This is a genomic window from Micromonospora sp. NPDC023966 (assembly GCF_040639095.1).
Taxonomy (GTDB): Bacteria; Actinomycetota; Actinomycetes; order Mycobacteriales; family Micromonosporaceae; genus Micromonospora.
In genome coordinates this window covers 1-16,211 of the sequence record NZ_JBEZZJ010000044.1, presented here as the reverse complement: position 1 = coordinate 16,211, position 16,211 = coordinate 1, and the positions used below count along the sequence as shown (strand labels likewise).

General features: G+C 69.4%; 12 protein-coding genes and 1 pseudogene. 8 read left to right on the top strand and 5 right to left on the bottom strand.

Going from position 1 to position 16,211, the window contains the following annotated elements:
* Positions 1-102 precede the first annotated feature (102 nt).
* Genes AB0F68_RS31855 through AB0F68_RS31835 form a run of 5 tightly spaced genes read right to left on the bottom strand, consistent with a single transcriptional unit; the run spans position 103 to position 6,596 of the window.
* Positions 103-813, bottom strand: a complete 711-nt coding sequence (locus AB0F68_RS31855) for an SDR family oxidoreductase (protein WP_357344979.1) — start codon at positions 811-813, stop codon at positions 103-105.
* Positions 810-3,482 carry a hypothetical protein gene (locus tag AB0F68_RS31850; protein WP_357344977.1) on the bottom strand — a complete coding sequence of 891 codons (2,673 nt, stop codon included), beginning with the start codon at positions 3,480-3,482 and terminating at the stop codon, positions 810-812. The genes AB0F68_RS31855 and AB0F68_RS31850 overlap by 4 nt, the downstream gene beginning before the upstream one ends.
* A 5-nt stretch (positions 3,483-3,487) precedes the next feature.
* On the bottom strand, positions 3,488-4,372 hold the full coding sequence (locus AB0F68_RS31845; RefSeq protein WP_357344975.1) for a carbohydrate ABC transporter permease: 885 nt from the start codon (positions 4,370-4,372) through the stop codon (positions 3,488-3,490).
* On the bottom strand, positions 4,369-5,355 hold the full coding sequence (locus AB0F68_RS31840; RefSeq protein ID WP_357344972.1) for a sugar ABC transporter permease: 987 nt from the start codon (positions 5,353-5,355) through the stop codon (positions 4,369-4,371). The genes AB0F68_RS31845 and AB0F68_RS31840 overlap by 4 nt, the downstream gene beginning before the upstream one ends.
* Positions 5,355-6,596: an extracellular solute-binding protein gene (locus AB0F68_RS31835; protein WP_357344970.1), complete on the bottom strand. Its 1,242-nt coding sequence runs from the start codon at positions 6,594-6,596 to the stop codon at positions 5,355-5,357. The genes AB0F68_RS31840 and AB0F68_RS31835 overlap by 1 nt, the downstream gene beginning before the upstream one ends.
* Before the next feature lie 397 nt (positions 6,597-6,993).
* On the opposite strand from AB0F68_RS31835, the gene AB0F68_RS31830 reads away from it, so the two are divergent.
* The 8 genes and pseudogenes from AB0F68_RS31830 to AB0F68_RS31795 all read left to right on the top strand — a co-directional run.
* Positions 6,994-8,442 carry a glycoside hydrolase family 28 protein gene (locus AB0F68_RS31830; protein WP_357344968.1) on the top strand — a complete coding sequence of 483 codons (1,449 nt, stop codon included), beginning with the start codon at positions 6,994-6,996 and terminating at the stop codon, positions 8,440-8,442.
* A gap of 24 nt (positions 8,443-8,466) precedes the next feature.
* Entirely contained in the window at positions 8,467-9,429 is a 963-nt protein-coding gene (locus tag AB0F68_RS31825; RefSeq protein WP_357344966.1) for a 5-dehydro-4-deoxyglucarate dehydratase, read from the top strand.
* The gene (locus tag AB0F68_RS31820; RefSeq protein WP_357344964.1) at positions 9,426-10,688 is read left to right on the top strand and encodes a glucarate dehydratase family protein; all 1,263 of its coding nucleotides are present in this window, start codon (positions 9,426-9,428) and stop codon (positions 10,686-10,688) included. The genes AB0F68_RS31825 and AB0F68_RS31820 overlap by 4 nt, the downstream gene beginning before the upstream one ends.
* A complete protein-coding gene (locus tag AB0F68_RS31815) occupies positions 10,685-11,908 on the top strand; it encodes a hypothetical protein (RefSeq protein WP_357344962.1) in 1,224 nt (407 codons plus the stop codon). The genes AB0F68_RS31820 and AB0F68_RS31815 overlap by 4 nt, the downstream gene beginning before the upstream one ends.
* Before the next feature lie 171 nt (positions 11,909-12,079).
* Positions 12,080-14,971 (top strand): glycoside hydrolase family 2 TIM barrel-domain containing protein, encoded by a 2,892-nt coding sequence (locus AB0F68_RS31810; RefSeq protein ID WP_357344960.1) that lies wholly within the window; start codon positions 12,080-12,082, stop codon positions 14,969-14,971.
* Complete coding sequence (locus AB0F68_RS31805) at positions 14,922-15,362, top strand: glycoside hydrolase N-terminal domain-containing protein (protein ID WP_357344958.1); 441 nt, start codon at positions 14,922-14,924, stop codon at positions 15,360-15,362. Before AB0F68_RS31810 ends, AB0F68_RS31805 begins: the two co-directional genes overlap by 50 nt.
* Positions 15,323-15,487 (top strand): annotated as a pseudogene (locus AB0F68_RS31800) (DDE-type integrase/transposase/recombinase); the annotation flags it as partial. The gene AB0F68_RS31805 and the pseudogene AB0F68_RS31800, both read left to right, overlap by 40 nt.
* Positions 15,488-15,835: 348 nt before the next feature.
* Positions 15,836-16,211, top strand: a 376-nt coding sequence (locus tag AB0F68_RS31795; protein WP_357344957.1) for a transposase, incomplete at its 3' end; no start/stop codon positions are given.

The window sequence follows — 16,211 nt, the reverse complement described above, 5'->3', positions numbered from 1 at the left end:
GGTACTCCGAGCCCAGATCATACACCCGGCGCCGGCGCCGCCCGCCACTGGCCCCACCCGGCGGGGGGCCCCGCGGCCGCGATTGTCGGACCGGCGGGCCGGTCACCCGGTCCGCAGCGTCGCGAGCAGGCCGGCGTCGACGGACAACACCGTCCCGGTGATGCGCCGCGCCGCCGGTGAGGCGAGGAACAGCACCGCGTCGGCGACGTCCGCGGGCGTTGTCGCGACCCGCATCGGTACGTCGGTGCGCGCCCGGCCGTCCGCGCCGATACTCGCCGGCGAGACACAGTTGACCCGGATGCCGTACGGTCCGAGCTCGACGGCCATGGCCCGGCTCAACGCCTCGACCGCGCCCTTCGTCGCGTCGTACAGGCTCTGGTCCGCGTGCGCCCGCACCGCTCCGGGCGAGGAAAAGTTGACGATCGCCCCGGGCCGTCCGGTCCGGATCCAGTCCCGCGCGGCGCGCCGCGACAGTCCATGCACCGGGCGGACGTTCACCGCGTACATCTCGTCGAACTGCGCGCCGGTGGTGTCGGTGAAGTCCGCCAGCCGGTGGGAGATCGCGGCGCAGTTCACCAGTACGTCCAGTGGACCGCCCCCGGTCGCCGCGGCGTGCACGGTGGAAAGGACGGCCTCGTCGGTCAGGTCGCCGAGGACAAACGCGGCCTTGCCCAGGTCGGCCGGCACCACGTCGGTGCCGGTGACCCGCGCGCCGGCTTCGAGGAACGCCCGCACGCAGGCCCCGCCGAGCAGCCCGGCCGCGCCGGTGACCAGCACCCGGGCGTCGGCGAAGTCGAACCGGACGCCGCTCACTGGTTCACCGCCGGGCCGGTCGCGGCGCCCTGCTGGTGCACGAGCTCCACGGTCCGGTGGGTCTCCCGCATGATGTCGATCATTTCCGTGTACGGCTGGTCCTGCTGGTTGACCAGGCCGAAGTTGTAGCTCTCGCCGTCGCCCGGCCGCCCGCTGACCGCCTGGTCGTAGTAGACGAACCAGCCCGACCCGACGAAGACCGGGCTCGCCGCCTGCGCCTCGACGAACGACCGGTACTTGGCGCCACGCTGGGCGATGCTGTCGGCCCGGGCCGCCGCGTTGATGGCCCGCATGCCCCGGTCGTAGGTGTTGAAGGAGAACTCCAGGTTCAGCACCGGCTTGTCGTACGGCTCGTACTCCCTGAGATAGCTGGCGCTGTCGGTGTAGACGTCCAGCGAGATGGCGTCGAGGTAGTCCCGGCCGCCGACGTTCCAGGCCAGGCTCGAGTGCCAGGTGGGGACGAGCGCGGAGCCGAGGAAGAGGTGGTGCGGGTCGGCCTTCTTGATCGCCCGCTGGATGGTCGAGTAGTAGGCGACGGAGGCGCGGGTGATGAACGCGGTGACGTCCGCGGCCGGCACCCGGGCAAGCTCGATGGTGACGTCGGCGAGTGCGTCGAACGACTCCGCGCTGGTGCCGAGGAGTTGGTTCACCCGGGCGAGATCACCGGCGTACGTGTCGCGCAGGTACTGCACGAACGCGCGCTTGGCCGGCAGGGCCGCCCCCTGCCGCAGCACCTCGGCGACCACCTCGTTGTCCCAGCCCCGCTCGTTGTCGAAGAAGTAGCCGATCAGATACCGGTCGTGCTTGCGGCCCTTGAGGTCGAGCGCCTCGACCTGCCCGGCGAGCTTGGCGGCGAACTGCGGGTCGAACGGGTCGATCGCCCACAGCACCCGGATCGCGTCGGCCGGCGCCGTCACCTGGTCGATGTACGGCATCTTGATCTGCGGGTCGCGGGTCCACTTGCTCTGCGCGTTGAAGCCCCAGTCGACCATCCGCTTGTAGGTGATGTCCCGCCAGGCCGGCTCGAAGTCGGACCCGTACTTGCGCATCAGGTTGGCCTTGACGAAGCTCACCGCCGGGCCGCGGTCGGTCTTCGCGTACGCGTCCGGATAGACGGCCGGGTCCGGCAGTTCGTCGAAGACGTCGCGGGGTGTGCCGTCGGGGTTTCGGTACAGCGTGCCGTACCCCCACTCCTCCGGCGACATCGAGTCGACGCCCTTGAGGAAGAAGGGATAGCCGTCCGGGGTGACGAACCACCACCGGTCGTCGATCTTGGTGAGCCGGAAGTAGCCGGTGGCGCCCTGGTAGCCCAGCGACTTGAGGCCGCCATACCGGTCGTAGCGGGTGGTGTCGGGGGCGACGCCGGCGAGCCGCTCCGCCTCGTCCTGCGCCTCCTGCCGCAACTGGGCGTCAGAGGTCACCTTGCCCGGCCAGCCCTGGTAGAGGTACTGCCCGTAGGCGTCCACGAGCCGGGTGTCGCGGGTCAGCTCCTCGCGCATGCCGTCGACGGTCAGCGGCGGCGCGGGATCCTGACCGACTGGCCCCGCACCGACCGCGAACTCCACCTCAGAGACCGGGATGTGCAGGTACTGGTTAACCCGGGAGAAGGCGATCCGCACGAACCGGGCGGTCTGGTTGCCCATCGGGATGTCGAGCTGGTAGTCGAGCTGGGTCCGGGCCCGGGCGGCCCGGGTCGCTATCCGGTAGGTGGCGCTGGCCTCCGGACGGTAGCTCACCGTCATCTCATCGAAGCCCCAGTACTGGTTCGGTGCCTTGCTGTAGAACCTGATCTGGTCGAGCGGGTAGTCACGCAGCAGGTCGAAGACGATCGTCACGGCCTTCGGCGCGTCCGCCCGACCCCGCCAGCCGGCGTACCCGGTGCGGTCCCGGTCGAACAGCTTGCCGTAGGGGAAGGCGGTGAGGCCGCCCGCGTTGTCGGGGGTGCCGTCGTCCGGCGGTACCGAGGCGTAGTAGTTCCCCTCGTCGGCAAAGCCGGGCCGGGGCACCTGCTTGACCGGCTTGCCGATCTCGGCACGCAGCTCGGTCGCGGTCAGCGGCGGCGCCGGGTCGGCCCCCGGCTGGCCGCTGCCCTGGACCAGGGCCACCTCGTTGAGCGGCAGGTGGTGGTACTCGTGCAGCCGGGTGATCCGCACGATGACGAACCGGGCGGCCCGGTCGGCGAGGTCGAGGGTGAGGGTGTTGTTCAGCTGGGTGCCGGCCGGCAGTGGACTCGCGGTGCCGTACCACTGCTGCGAGTAGACCGGGGTGTAGCCGGGGTCCGCTTCGGACCGAACCCGGACCGAGACGGCCCGGATGCCCCAGTACGCGTTGGGGGCGTTGCTGGTGAGCACGATCTGACGCAGCGGATAGTCCCGCTGAAGGTCGAAGACGACGTTGACGTCGCGCCACGTCGACGTCCCGTCGCCGAACCAGCGGGCGCTGGTGCCGACCGCGCCGTCGGTCAGCGCGCCGGTGGCGAGCGGGACCAGGTCGGTGGTGCCCCGGTCGGGGCTGGACCCGTCGTTCGGGGCCCGGTCGTAGACGTAGTTGCCGGTACGGATCGGTTCGCCCTCGGCCGCGTGGGCCGGGGTGGCGGTGAGCGTACCGGCGGCGACCGCGACCAGCAGCGCGGCGCCGAGGGTACGGGAGGGACGGCGTAGTCGGAGCACGAGGGTTACCCCTTCAAACCGGTGAAGCCGATACCACTGACGATGTGCCGCTGGAAGACCAGGAAGATCAGCAACGGCGGAATTATCGCGATCAACATCCCCGCGATCACCTGGTTCTGCTCGGCGACGTCGGCCAGGCGGGGCAGCGCGACGGCGAGGGGCTGCCGGGTGGTGTCCGCGATCGCGATCATGGGCCAGAGGAACTCCTTCCAGGCGCCCATGATCGCCAACAGCGATGTCACGGCCAGGATGGGCCGCGACATCGGCATGACGATCTGCCAGAACAGTCGCCATGGCCCGGCGCCGTCGACCTGCGCTGCCTCGTACAGTTCGCGCGGCAGCGCGTCGAAGAACTGCTTCATCACCAGCACGTTGAAGGCGTGGGCGCTGGCCGGTAGCCAGACCGCCCACGGGGTGTTGGCGATCGAGCCGCCGGTGATCGGCAGGTGGAGCACGGTCAGATAGAGCGCGACCAGCGACGCCGTGCCGGGGACGAAGAGCGTGGCGAGCACGCCCGCGTAGACCACCCGCCCGTACCGCGGGCGCAGCACGGACAGCGCGAAGGCGCTGCTGGTCGCCACGAAGATCTGGAAGAACCACGATCCGGCGACGAGCACCACCGTATTCAGCAGGTAGTGCCCGATCTGGAGTTCCCGCCACGCGTCCGCCAGGTTGTGCCACTGCGGCGTGGAGGGCCACGGCTTCAGCGGTTCCTGGAGCAGCTCGAGGGTGGGCGAGATCGCCCCCTTGGCGGTCCAGAGCAACGGGCCGACGCCGACCAGCGCGACACCGACCAGCAGCAGGGTCTGGGTGACGCGCAGGCCCCACCGAACTGTGGGTCGCCGACGATCGGCGGACGAGATCACGCCCCGTCCGGGTTCCTCGCTCATGTGGTACTCCATCGACGGGTCAGGCGCAGGTACCCCGCGGACAGCAGCGCCAGCAGGGCGGCCAGCAGCACGCTGAGGGCGGCGGCGGATCCGTAGTCGCCATTGATGAATGCGTAGCGGTAGATCAGCAGCAGCACGGTGACGGTGGAGTCCTCGGGGCCACCGTCGGTGAGCACGAACGGCTCTGTGAAGACCTGGACGGTGCCGATGATCTGCAACAGAAACATGATCAGGATGACGCCGCGCAGTTGCGGCAGCGTGACGTGCCAGAGCCGGCGCAGGATCGAGGCGCCGTCGATCTCGGCCGCCTCGTAGAGTTCGGTCGGCACGCTGCCCAGGGCGGCCAGGTAGATGAGCACGGTACCGCCGGCGTGCGCCCAGGTCGACTCCAGCACCAGGCTGGGCATCGCCGTGCTCGCGGACTGCAGCCACGGGTACGGCCCGAGGCCGACCACGCCGAGCGCCTGGTTGAACAACCCGAAGTCCGGGTCGTAGAACCATTTCCACATCAGCACCGCCACCACCGGCGGGATCACGACCGGGAGGTAGACCAGCACCCGGAACACGCCGCCCAGCCGGCGCAGCTCCGACACGAAAACGGCGAGCAGGATCGGCACCGGAAAGCCGAACACGATCGCGAGGACGACGAACCACACCGTGTTGCGCAGGGTGGTCCAGAGCAACGGGTCCGAGAAGAGGTAGGTGAAGTTCTCCAGACCCACCCACTCGGGCGGGTCGACCAGGTTGGTCTGCTGCAGGCTCAGGATGACGCTGCGGCCGATCGGCCACCAGGCGAAGTAGCCGAAGGCGAGCAACGTCGGCAGCAGGAAAACCAGCGTGGCCAGTCCGGTGCCGGTACGCCGGCCCTGGCGGCCCGGCCGCGCCGTCCGCCGGCGCGCCTTTCCGGCCGACCGGGGCGGCGCGGCCGCGACCTCCGAAGTGGTCGCGGCCGACGACGAACTACCAGGCTGCAGCACGGTCACTACTGCGCCCGTTCCAGCAGCGGCTTCACGCGATCCTCCGCCTTGGCCAACTCGGCCGCCGGATCGGCGTTCTGCCGGGTCAGCACCGCCTGCATCACGGTGTCGAGCGCGGCATAGACGTCCTGGGCAGCGACGGTCGGCTCGGGTACGAACTCCTGCTGCTGCGACCCGGTCAGGAACGGGGCGAAGTTCTTCACCGGGACGTTGGCGTGCTTGTTCACGGCCTCCGTCACCGGGCCATCCACGGCGGGACCGTAGAACGGGACGGCGGGGATGCCGACTGGCAGCTTGTCCGCGGCCTGCGTCTGGGCGCGGGACTCCGCGATCGCCACGTCGTACTTCGGCTGCAGGTAGTAGTAGTCGATCCACTTGACCGCGGCGGCCCGCTCCGCATGGCTCGCCTTGGGGCTGACCACGGCCATCTTGCCGCCGATGAGCGTCGCGTTGGTGCCACCGGACGGCAGGGCGGTCACCCCGAACATCTCCGGGTTCCCGTTGTATTTCGTGATGTGGTCGCCGTACGTGCTCGGCGTGGCGATGTGCATGCCGACCTTGCCGGCGGAGAAGTCCTTGAGCACGTCGGCGCTGGCCCGCACCATCTGGGCGCCCATGGCGTTATCCGTCCAGCGCATCTCCTTGAGCCACTGGAGGGTCTGCAGGGTCGGCGCGTCGTTGAAGGCCGGCACCCACTTGCCGTCCTGCTCCTTCTCCATCCGGCCGCCCCGGGTGTACGTCATGGCGGTGAGCAGCCAGCCGCCGCCGTTGGTCGTCGTCGGCTGCGCGTAGCCCGGGATGCCGGTCTTCTCGAAGATCGCCTTGGCGGCGACCCGCACGTCGTCCCAGGTCTTCGGCGGGTTGTCCGGGTCGAGACCGGCCTTGGTGAACAGCTCCCGGTTGTAGACCAGGCTGAGCGCGAACTCGCTGGTCGGCAGGCCGTAGTGCCGGCCGGCGGAGTCCGTCGCCGGGGAGAGGGCCCGCTCGTCGAAGTCCGCCGCGTGCGGCAGGGCCTTGAGCTCGTCGGTGATGTCCGCGATCTGACGCCGCTTGATCATGCCCTGCGGCTCGGTCAGCGGCACGATGAAGACGGTCTCGAGCTGCCCACCGGCCAGCCGGGCGGCGAAAGTCTTGGCGTCCCACTGGGCTTCGCTCGGCTCAATCTTGATATCCGGGTTCGCCTCCTCAAACTTCGCGACGCGGTCGAGGAACTGCTGGCGAGACTTCTCCTGGGTGGTCGGCGGCATGTCCGACACGGAGATGGTGATCTTTCCCCCGTCGGCCGCCGGCTCCGAGCCCGAACAGGCCGATAGTCCCAGGACGAGGGAACCGGCCGCCGCGCACGCGAGTAAGCCAGAGAGGCGTGCTCTCATCAGGGACTCCGTTCATATATGTGGACGATGTTTCGGCAATCGTCACTATTGCGTGAACGGCATCCACTGTCAACATGCTGGCAGCCTCTTTGGACATTGTTTCGAAACCGACGCATAGACGGTCGCCGGGCAGCGGGAATCGACGCGGACATCGCGGCGATGCCAGCGAGTGGCCAGCGTTGACCACGGAACCACCGCCCTGTAGCTTCACGGGACGGCTGCCATGATTTAGTCAGCTGTCCACATACATGAACAGGGGAATGAGGCGCGAATGACTGCGCAGCGCCATGGACCACACCCGACCGGCCACCTGTTCGACGTACGCGAGTTCGGCGCGAAGGGCGACGGCGCCACGCTGAACACACCGGCGTTGCAGACCGCAATCGATGCCGCGGCCGAGGCCGGCGGCGGTGTGGTGTGGCTACCCCCGGGCACGTTCCGCACCGGCGGCCTCGAACTGAAGAGCAACGTCACCCTGCACCTGGAGGGTGGGGCCACGCTCCTGGGCAGCGCGCAGCTCGCCGACTATGCACCACACCCGGGCCCACCCTCCAACTGCGACGCCAACGACCGCCACCTGATCTTCGCCGAGGGCGCCGAGAACATCGCCATCACCGGCCTCGGCACCATCGACGGCCAGGGGCCGGCGTTCTGGGAGCGCCGGGGCCGTCCGGCGGTCGCGCCGGAGGACCTCTGGGCGGACGTGATCGCGTGGGACCTCAAGCCCGTCGGGGACAACCACCGCCCGTCCCCCATGGTCGAACTGGTCGCCTGCCGGAACGTGCGGGTGCAGGACGTCACGTTGCGGAATTCCCCGGGCTGGACGCTGCGTCCGATCAACTGCGACACCGTGGTAATCCGGGGCGTGCGGATCCGCAACCCCATCGACGGACCGAACACGGACGGGATCGACCCCACCGGCAGCCAGAACGTCCTCATCGCCGACTGCGACATCGACACCGGCGACGACGCGATCTGCCTCAAGAGCGAGAACCACTACGGCGACGAGGTCCGGCTCTCCCGCAACATCACCATCACCAACTGCGTCCTCACCACCTGCTGCAACGGCTTCAAGATCGGCACGTCGACCCGGGGTGGGTTCGAGAACATCACCTTCTCCAACAGCGTCATCTACAGCCGCGAGGTCCCGTACAACCAGCGGGTCATCGCCGGCCTGGCGATCGAGGTCGTCGACGGTGGCTGGATCGACGGACTCGTGGTCACCGGCGTTCGGATGCAGAACGTCCGCACGCCGATCTTCGTCCGGCTCGGCAACCGCGGCAGCGGGCAGGTCGTACCCACCCCGGGACGGCTGCGCGGAGTCATGATCTCCGACCTGCACGCCACCGGCGCCATCCTCACCTCATCGGTGACCGGCGAGCCGGGGCACCCGGTCGAGGACGTCACGTTGCGCAACATCCGGATCGACACCGACGAGGGCGGCCGGCGGGAGTGGATCGACCGGGAAATCCCCGAGGTGCCGGCGGACTACCCGGAGGCCCGGATGTTCGGACGACTGTCCGCGTATGGGCTCTACTGCCGGCACGTCACCGACCTGCACCTGTCCGACGTGCGCATCCGCTCCACGGTGCCCGACCCCAGGCCGCTGCTGGTCTGCGACGACGTCCGCGACGCGACGGTCGTCGGGCTGTCCGGCCGATCCGCCGCCAGCAACACCCTCGTGGGCCTGCGCGACAGCCACGACGTCACCCTCCACTGACCGCATCTCGCCCAGAGGAATCCGATGCGCCTGCCCGGCCTGCTTTCGTTCCCCCTCACCCCGTTCACACCAGCCGACACGGTGGACCTGTCGGCCTTCGCCGACCACGTCGAGCGGCAGATCGCGGCCGGCCCAGCCGCGATCTTCGTGGCCTGCGGCACCGGGGAGTTCACCGCGCTCTCCGGCGACGAGTACCGGGCCGTGGTGACCGCGGCGCTACGCGTGGCCCGTGGCCGCCTGCCGGTGATCGCCGGTTGCGGCGGCGGCCCGCGGGCGGCCGCCGAGTTCGCCCGGACCGCGGACGCGGCCGGCGCGGACGGGCTCCTGCTCCTGCCGCCGTACCTGGTCTCCTCCACCCCCGCCGGGCTCCTGGGACACGTGCGATACGTGGCCGAGCGCAGCAGACTGCCGATCACCGTCTACCAGCGGGCGAACGCCGTGCTAGACCCGGCGGCGGCGGTGGCGCTGCTGGACATCCCCACCGTGACCGGGATCAAGGACGGCCGCGGCGACGTCGACCAGATGCTGCGACTGGTCACCTCGATCCGCCGCAGCGGACACCCGCGCGCCGCGGAGTTCGAGTTCTTCAACGGCCTGCCCACCGCCGAACTGTCGGCGCTGGCGTACCGGGCGATCGGGGTGAGCGGTTACTCCTCCGCGGTGCTCTGTTTCGCCCCGGACATCGCCACCGCCTTCTACCGCGCGATCCGCGATGGCGACACCGAGACCCAGCAGCTGCTGCTGGCCGAGTTCTACCTGCCCTTCGCCGCGCTGCGCGACCAGGTGCCCGGTTACGCCGTCGCGCTGGTGAAGGCCGGCGCACGGCTGTCCGGCCTGGACCTGGGGAGGGTACGGCCACCGCTGGTCGACCCGTCCCCGGAGCATGTCGCGCAGCTGCGCGAGATCCTGGGCCGCGGCCGGGCGGCCCTGGCTACGATCGGTGACCCGGAGACGCCGCCGGTGGACCGGCCGGTGGTGGTGTCGTGACCCGCGTCCGGCAGGTGGTGGTGACCCCCGTCGCCTTCCCCGATCCCCCGCTGCTCAACGCGATCGGCGTACACCAACCCTGGGCACTGCGCGCCATCGTCGAGCTCAACTGCGGCGACGGGCTGGTCGGGCTGGGCGAGACGTACGGCGATGCTTCGCACCTGGCGCTGCTGCGCACCGTCGCCCCGGAGCTGGTCGGCCTCGACCCATTCGACACCAACGGCCTGCTGCACCGGGTCCGGCGTGCCCTCGGCGACGCGGACTCGCCGGACCGGCACGGACTGACCGGACCATCCAGTCCGGGCCGGACGGCACTGCGGGTGCTGAGCGCGTTCGAGGTTGCCTGCCTGGACCTGCAGGGGCGGCTGATCGGGCGGCCGGTGGTGGACCTGCTCGGCGGTCGGGTCCGCGACGCGGTGCCGTACTCGGCCTACCTGTTCTACAAGTGGTCCCACCATCCGGATGCGACCGAGTCGGACAAGTACGGGGAGGCGCTGGACCCGGCCGGGATCGTCGCGCAGGCCGGGCGGCTCGTCAACAGCTATGGATTCCGCTCGATCAAACTGAAGGGTGGCGTGTTCCCGCCGGACGAGGAGATCGCGGCGATCCGCGCGCTGCGCGAGGCGTACCCCGATCTGCCGTTGCGGCTCGACCCGAACGCCGCCTGGACCGTCGCGACAAGCCTGAAGGTCGCCGCGGAGACCGACGGGCTGCTGGAGTACCTGGAGGATCCGACCCCGGGGATTCCCGGCATGGCCGAGGTCGCGGCGCAGGCGCCGATGCCGCTGGCCACCAACATGTGCGTGGTGAGCCCGGCCGATATCCCGGAGGGGTTCGCCCGCCGCGCCGTTGGCGTCGTGCTCGCCGACCACCACTACTGGGGTGGGCTACGCCGCAGCGTCGAACTCGCGGCCATCTGCCGTACCTGGGGCATGGGCGTCTCCATGCACTCCAACAGCCATCTAGGGATCAGCCTCGCCGCGATGACCCACCTCGGCGGCGCACTGCCCGAACTGACCTATGCCGCCGACACGCACACGCCGTGGCTGCACGGCCTGGACGTGCTCGAACAGCCGCTGCCCATCGTCGATGGCGCGGTGAAGGTGCCGGCCACCCCGGGCCTCGGCGTGTCGCTGGACCGGGACGCGCTCGCCCGGATGCACGAGAACTATCTGCGCTGCGGCATCCGGGAACGCGACGACACCTCGTACATGCGGCGGGTACGCCCCGACTACGACCACCGGCTGCCCCGCTGGTGAGTCCGGACGAGGGCGCCGCCGCAACGGATTTCGCGGACGACGGCACGAGGACGCGGGTCGCGGACACCGGCACGTGGGCGCGGGTATCGGCCCACGCCTACCCATGGGACGTACTGGACGATCCCGGCTTCGTGGATCGGGTGCAGGAATCCGGGGTGGACGCGGTGACCCTGGCCATGTCGTACCACTCGACTCGGGCGGCGACACCGCTGCATCCCACGCGACGCCTGGTGGACGCCCGCTACGCGGCGCTCTACCGGCCGGTGCGGCCCGGCATCTGGGGACGGTTGGTGCCGCTCACGCCGGACTGGTGCGCCGTACCCGATCCCGGCGGCGAGGCCGTCAGCATCCTGCGCAGCTCAGGGATCATGGTGAACGCCTGGTTGGTGCTGGCGCACAACACCCGCCTGGGCCGCCTGCACCCGGACGTCACGGTCCGCAACTGCTTCGGCGAGCGGTACCCGTACGCCCTGTGCCCCTCGTGGGCGGAGGTCGTCGACCATTGCGCCACGCTCGCCGCCGAGGCGCTCCGCGATCTGCCGGTGTCCGGGGTTTCGTTGGAGTCCTGCGGTCAGATGGGCGTGGCGCACCTGGGCTGCCATGAGAAGACCGAGGGGGCTTACCCGCCGCTACAGCAGCGACTGCTCTCAATCTGCTGTTGCCCGGCCTGCGGCGTCGACCCGGAACTGGTGCGCGCCTGGTTCCGCGCCGGCGCGGTCCCCGAGGGGGTGGAGGACGCCATCCTCCAGGTACGTCACGCGGCAACGGATCGGTTGCGGGCAGCCGTCCTCTCCGCGGTGCGCGAGGTCGCCCCCGACGCGGCGGTCACCCTGCACGGACATCCGGATCCGTGGGCGACCGGTCCGTCGCCGGGGCTCACCCCCACCGCCTCATCCGACGTAGACACCGTTCTCGTGCCGGCCTGGGCGACCGACACCCAGGATGCGGTGGCGCGGGCCGCCCGGATGGGCAAAGTTGCCGCCTACGTCACAGTGCTCCCACCGGCGCAACCGGCAGCGCTGCCGGACCACGTACGTCGACTGCGTGCGGCGGGCGCCACTGAACTCGCGCTCTACCACCTGGGACTCGCCAACCCCGAAACGGCATGGTCGCCTCCGCTCTTCACCGAGCTCGGTCGAGCCTTCCGCGAGCCCATGGTCGAGCCCTCCGGAGGCCCCTGGGTCCCGGCAAAGTCGTGGCAGGTATCCGGCTTGACGTGATTGGTGTAGACGCGCCCTTACTGAAGGCAGCAGGGCGGTCCACCCGCATTGATGATCACGTCTGTCCGCAACCCTGAGCCGGGTTATTTACCCTTGAGAAGTCACCCTATCGAGCTCGCGCCCTGCGTGCGGCGGCCGGTACACCGAGACGAAGAGAACGACGAGTAAAACATGCATCTGCACGACTTCGAGGAAATCGCACCGCCGCCGCTCTACGGTCCGCGAGCGCACTTGCACACGGATGCGCCGTCCCTGTCATTAGACGGTCGGTGGCGCTTCTGTTGGAGCCCGACCACCGAGACGCCGGTGCCGCCGACCGAAGAGGGCGACGGGTGGCCACTCATCGAGGTGCCCGGGCACTGGCAGCTCCAGGGGTACGGTTCACCCGCCTACACGAACATCACGTACCCGTTTCCGGTCGAACCGCCGGTCGTTCCCGTCGAGAACCCGACGGGGGAATACCGCACGTCCTTCGAACTGCCGGCGCAGTGGCCTGACGGCCGCACGCTGCTGCGCTTCGATGGCGTGGACTCGTGGTTCCGCGTGTGGGTGAACGGCACCGAGGTCGGGGCGTCCTCGGGCAGTCGGCTGACGAGCGAGTTCGACATCAGCGATGTCGCGCGCCCGGGCCGGAACACGCTCGCCGTCCGCGTGCATCAGTGGAGCTTCGCAACATACATCGAGGATCAGGACCAATGGTGGCTCTCGGGTATCTTCCGATCCGTTGCCGTGCTGGCGCGACCACGGGGCGGAATCGACGACCTGTTCGCGCAGACCGGCTATGACCACCGCTCCGGCGAGGGGATACTGCGTCTCGCCGTGGTCACGGAGTCAGGGCGGGTGACGGCGCGGCTCGGCGGGGTGGAGGCGCAGCTCCCGTTGGGGTCGGAGGTGCGCCTTCCCGGCGTGGACCCATGGTCGGCGGATTTGCCTCGGCTGTATGAGCTCACCGTTGCGACCGAGGCGGAGACGGTCCGTGTGCGCGTCGGGTTCCGCAGCGTCTACGTCGAGGACGCGGTGCTCATGCTGAACGGCGCGCCGCTCGTGTTCCACGGCGTGAACCGTCATGACGCCGATGCGCGCAGGGGCCGAGCGGTGACGCGCGAGGGAATGCGCACGGACGTCGAGTTGATGAAACAGCACAACATCAATGCTGTCCGCACGAGCCACTACCCGCCCGACCCCTATCTGCTGGAGCTGTGCGACGAGTACGGGCTCTACGTGATCGAGGAGTGCGACATCGAGACGCACGGCTTCTCGCAGGTCAACTGGCGGGACAATCCGTCGGACGACAAGCGCTGGGCTGCCGTGTACCTCGACCGCATGAAGCGCATGGTGGAGCGTGACAAAAACCACTCCTGCATCGTCATGTGGTCTCTCGGCAACGAAGCGGGCTGGGGCGCGAACATGGCGGCGAATGCGGCGTGGGTGCATGAACGTGACACGACCCGGCTGGTGCATTACGAGCAGGATGCCGAATGCGAGAGCGTGGACGTCTACAGTCGCATGTACGCCAGCTACGAGGAGCTCGAGGCGATCGGCGCAGGGGCTGAGCCGCGCCTCGCCGACCCCACCCGAGATGCGCACCGTCGCTCACTACCGATGATCCAATGCGAGTACGCGCATGCGATGGGCAACGGGCCCGGAGGGCTCGCGGACTACGAGCGCATTTTCGACAGCTCTCCACGGTTGGCCGGTGGATTCGTCTGGGAGTGGGTAGATCACGGCCTGGTGGACCCGAACGGCGGGGGCTATCGCTACGGCGGCGATTTCGGCGAATGTCTGCACGACGGATCGTTCGTCATCGACGGGCTCGTGCTGCCGGACCGAACCCCGTCCCCCGGCCTCCTGGAGTTCGCCGCCGTCGCCGCTCCGGTGCGTTTCACCTTCGAGGTGCCGGGCGAGATCTGCGTCGAGAACCGCACCGCGTTCACCCCGTCGACCACATGGCGTCTACGGTGGGCGACCGAGCGAGACGGTGTCGAGGTCGCGACGGGAGAGCTGAGCGGTCCGTGCGTGGGCCCGGGCGAGGTGGTAGCGGTCCCGATTCCCGATGCGGCCCGTGCCGCGACCGATGCGGAGACCTGGCTTCAGGTCTGGGCCGAGCTCGCCGAGCCGACGCCGTGGGCGGCGGCCGGACATGTCGTCGCGCGGGGTCAGCTGCGACTGGACAGCGGCCGCCCCCGCCCCGAAGCCGCTGTTGTGGGCGGCCCTGTGCTGTGGGAGAGCGGCGTGCGGCTGGCCGACACGACCCGCTTCGGGCGCGACGGCGCGCTGGAAGCACTGTGCGGATTTCCTGTCGAGCATGCCGGGATCACCGCCTGGCGTGCGCTGACCGAGAACGATCGCTATGTTGCGGCCGACGAGGAGACCTCGATGGAGCAGCTCTGGCGCGGAGCGGGCTTGGACCGGCTGATCCAGCGGACGGTGTCCGCCGAAATTGTCGGCGACGAGTTCGTCGTCCGCACACGCGTCGCGCCGGCGGGCTTCGATCACGGCTTCGCGACGACAGCGCGGTGGGCCCATGCGTCCGACGGGGTCCGGCTGCGGCTCGCGATCGAGCGGCTCGGCGAGTGGCGGCAGCCTCTGCCGCGACTGGGTTACGCGATCGCGCTGTGCGACGGCACAGCGCGGGAGCGTTGCGTCAGATGGTTTGGCGCCGGACCGGGTGAATCGTACCCAGACTCCATGACCGCGGTACGTATCTCGCGCTGGGAGTCGACCGTTCGTGAGATGCAGACTAACTATGTAGTTCCGCAGGAGAACGGCACTCGATCGCAGTTGCGTTGGGCTTCCGTCGAGACCGCGGGCGGATGTCTGCGCATCGAAGCCGCCTCGCCCATCGACTTCGCCGTGCGTCCCTGGTCGACCGGCGCGTTGGACCGCGCGATGCATACCGACGAACTCGCGCCCGATGGCCTGCTGTGGATGCATCTCGACGCCGGGCAGAACGGTCTCGGCACGGCGACTTGCGGGCCTGGGGTCCGGGCCGCGCATCGGCTCGTCACCGGCGGTGCCCAACTCGAGGTCACGTTCCGCCGCGATACGGACGGAGCCGAATGAGCACAGACGGCCGCGCCGTCCACGTCCACAACTGCGACACGCCGGCGCGCGAGTGGCTCGCGGCATTTCCGCCGGGAAACGGTCGCATGGAAGCGATTCTTTCGGCGATCCCGCACACGAGCGGGTGCAGCTCAACGACGGCACCGCGTGGTCGGGTGGAACCGACAGCGAGGAACGACAGCAGACGATCGAGGCGGATGCCGCGCACCATGCGCTTGCCGCAGCGCGAGCATCGCTGCGGGCCGGCAGGTTCGACGATGCCACCCGTTGGATCCAGCGGCTGCAGAGCAACTACACCCAGAGCTATCTGCCGTTCGGCGAGTTGCTGCTGGACATCGCGCACTCGCCGACGCGGCTCGGCGGTTCTTCCGTCGGACGCTGTCGACGTTGAAGGTGACACCCGCGGAGGTCGTCACCAACGCCGCGGCGGTCTACCCCGGCGTCCTGGATGAGTTGATTCCGCAGGCGTGGCACCACGTCGAGCGGTACGCCAACAATCCGATCGAGGCTGACCACAGGACCGCGCCGACGATCACCTCCGCGGGGAAACGGAACCCGACGAACGCCGACTTCGGAGGCAGCCACGGGCCGAGACGAGCTGATGACTTCACTGCTCAAGCCTGCCTCGATCTTGCCAGCGCTCAATGCGCCGGTGCCCAATCGGCTACCACCGCACCACCGGCGAAGCCAACATCGCCCGCGCCACCAGACGCGCCAACCGCCGCCCACACGACCTTATCACCGCCGTCACCAGCAACTACCCGACAACGCAATGACCCTGTCTAGCCGGATGAGGGTACAAATCGGAGCATTGAACCGCCCCGGGGTTTGGTAGCGGCCCGACCTCTTGTGGAGGATCGAGCCATGTCACGCCCTTCCCCTTATCCCCGTGAGTTGCGTGAGCGAGCGGTGCGGATGGTCGCCGAGGTGCGGCCGAACTACGAGTCCGAGTACGCGGCGATCGGTGCGGTGGCCCACAAGCTCGGCATCCGCACCGCGGAGACGCTGCGGAAGTGGGTGCGCCAGGCCCGGGTCGACGCCGGCGAGCGGTCCGGGGTGAGCACGGATGAGTCAGCGGAGCTGAAGCGGCTGCGGCCGGAGAACGCCGAGCTGCGCCGGGCGAACGAGATCCTGAAGGCGGCGTCCTTAGATTCAAAGAGTCAAGGCAACGCACTGGGCTGGGGTGCGGTAACCGAGGCATTTGCGGGGCCGGTTGTTCAGTCGTGCGGCCAGGGCGTCG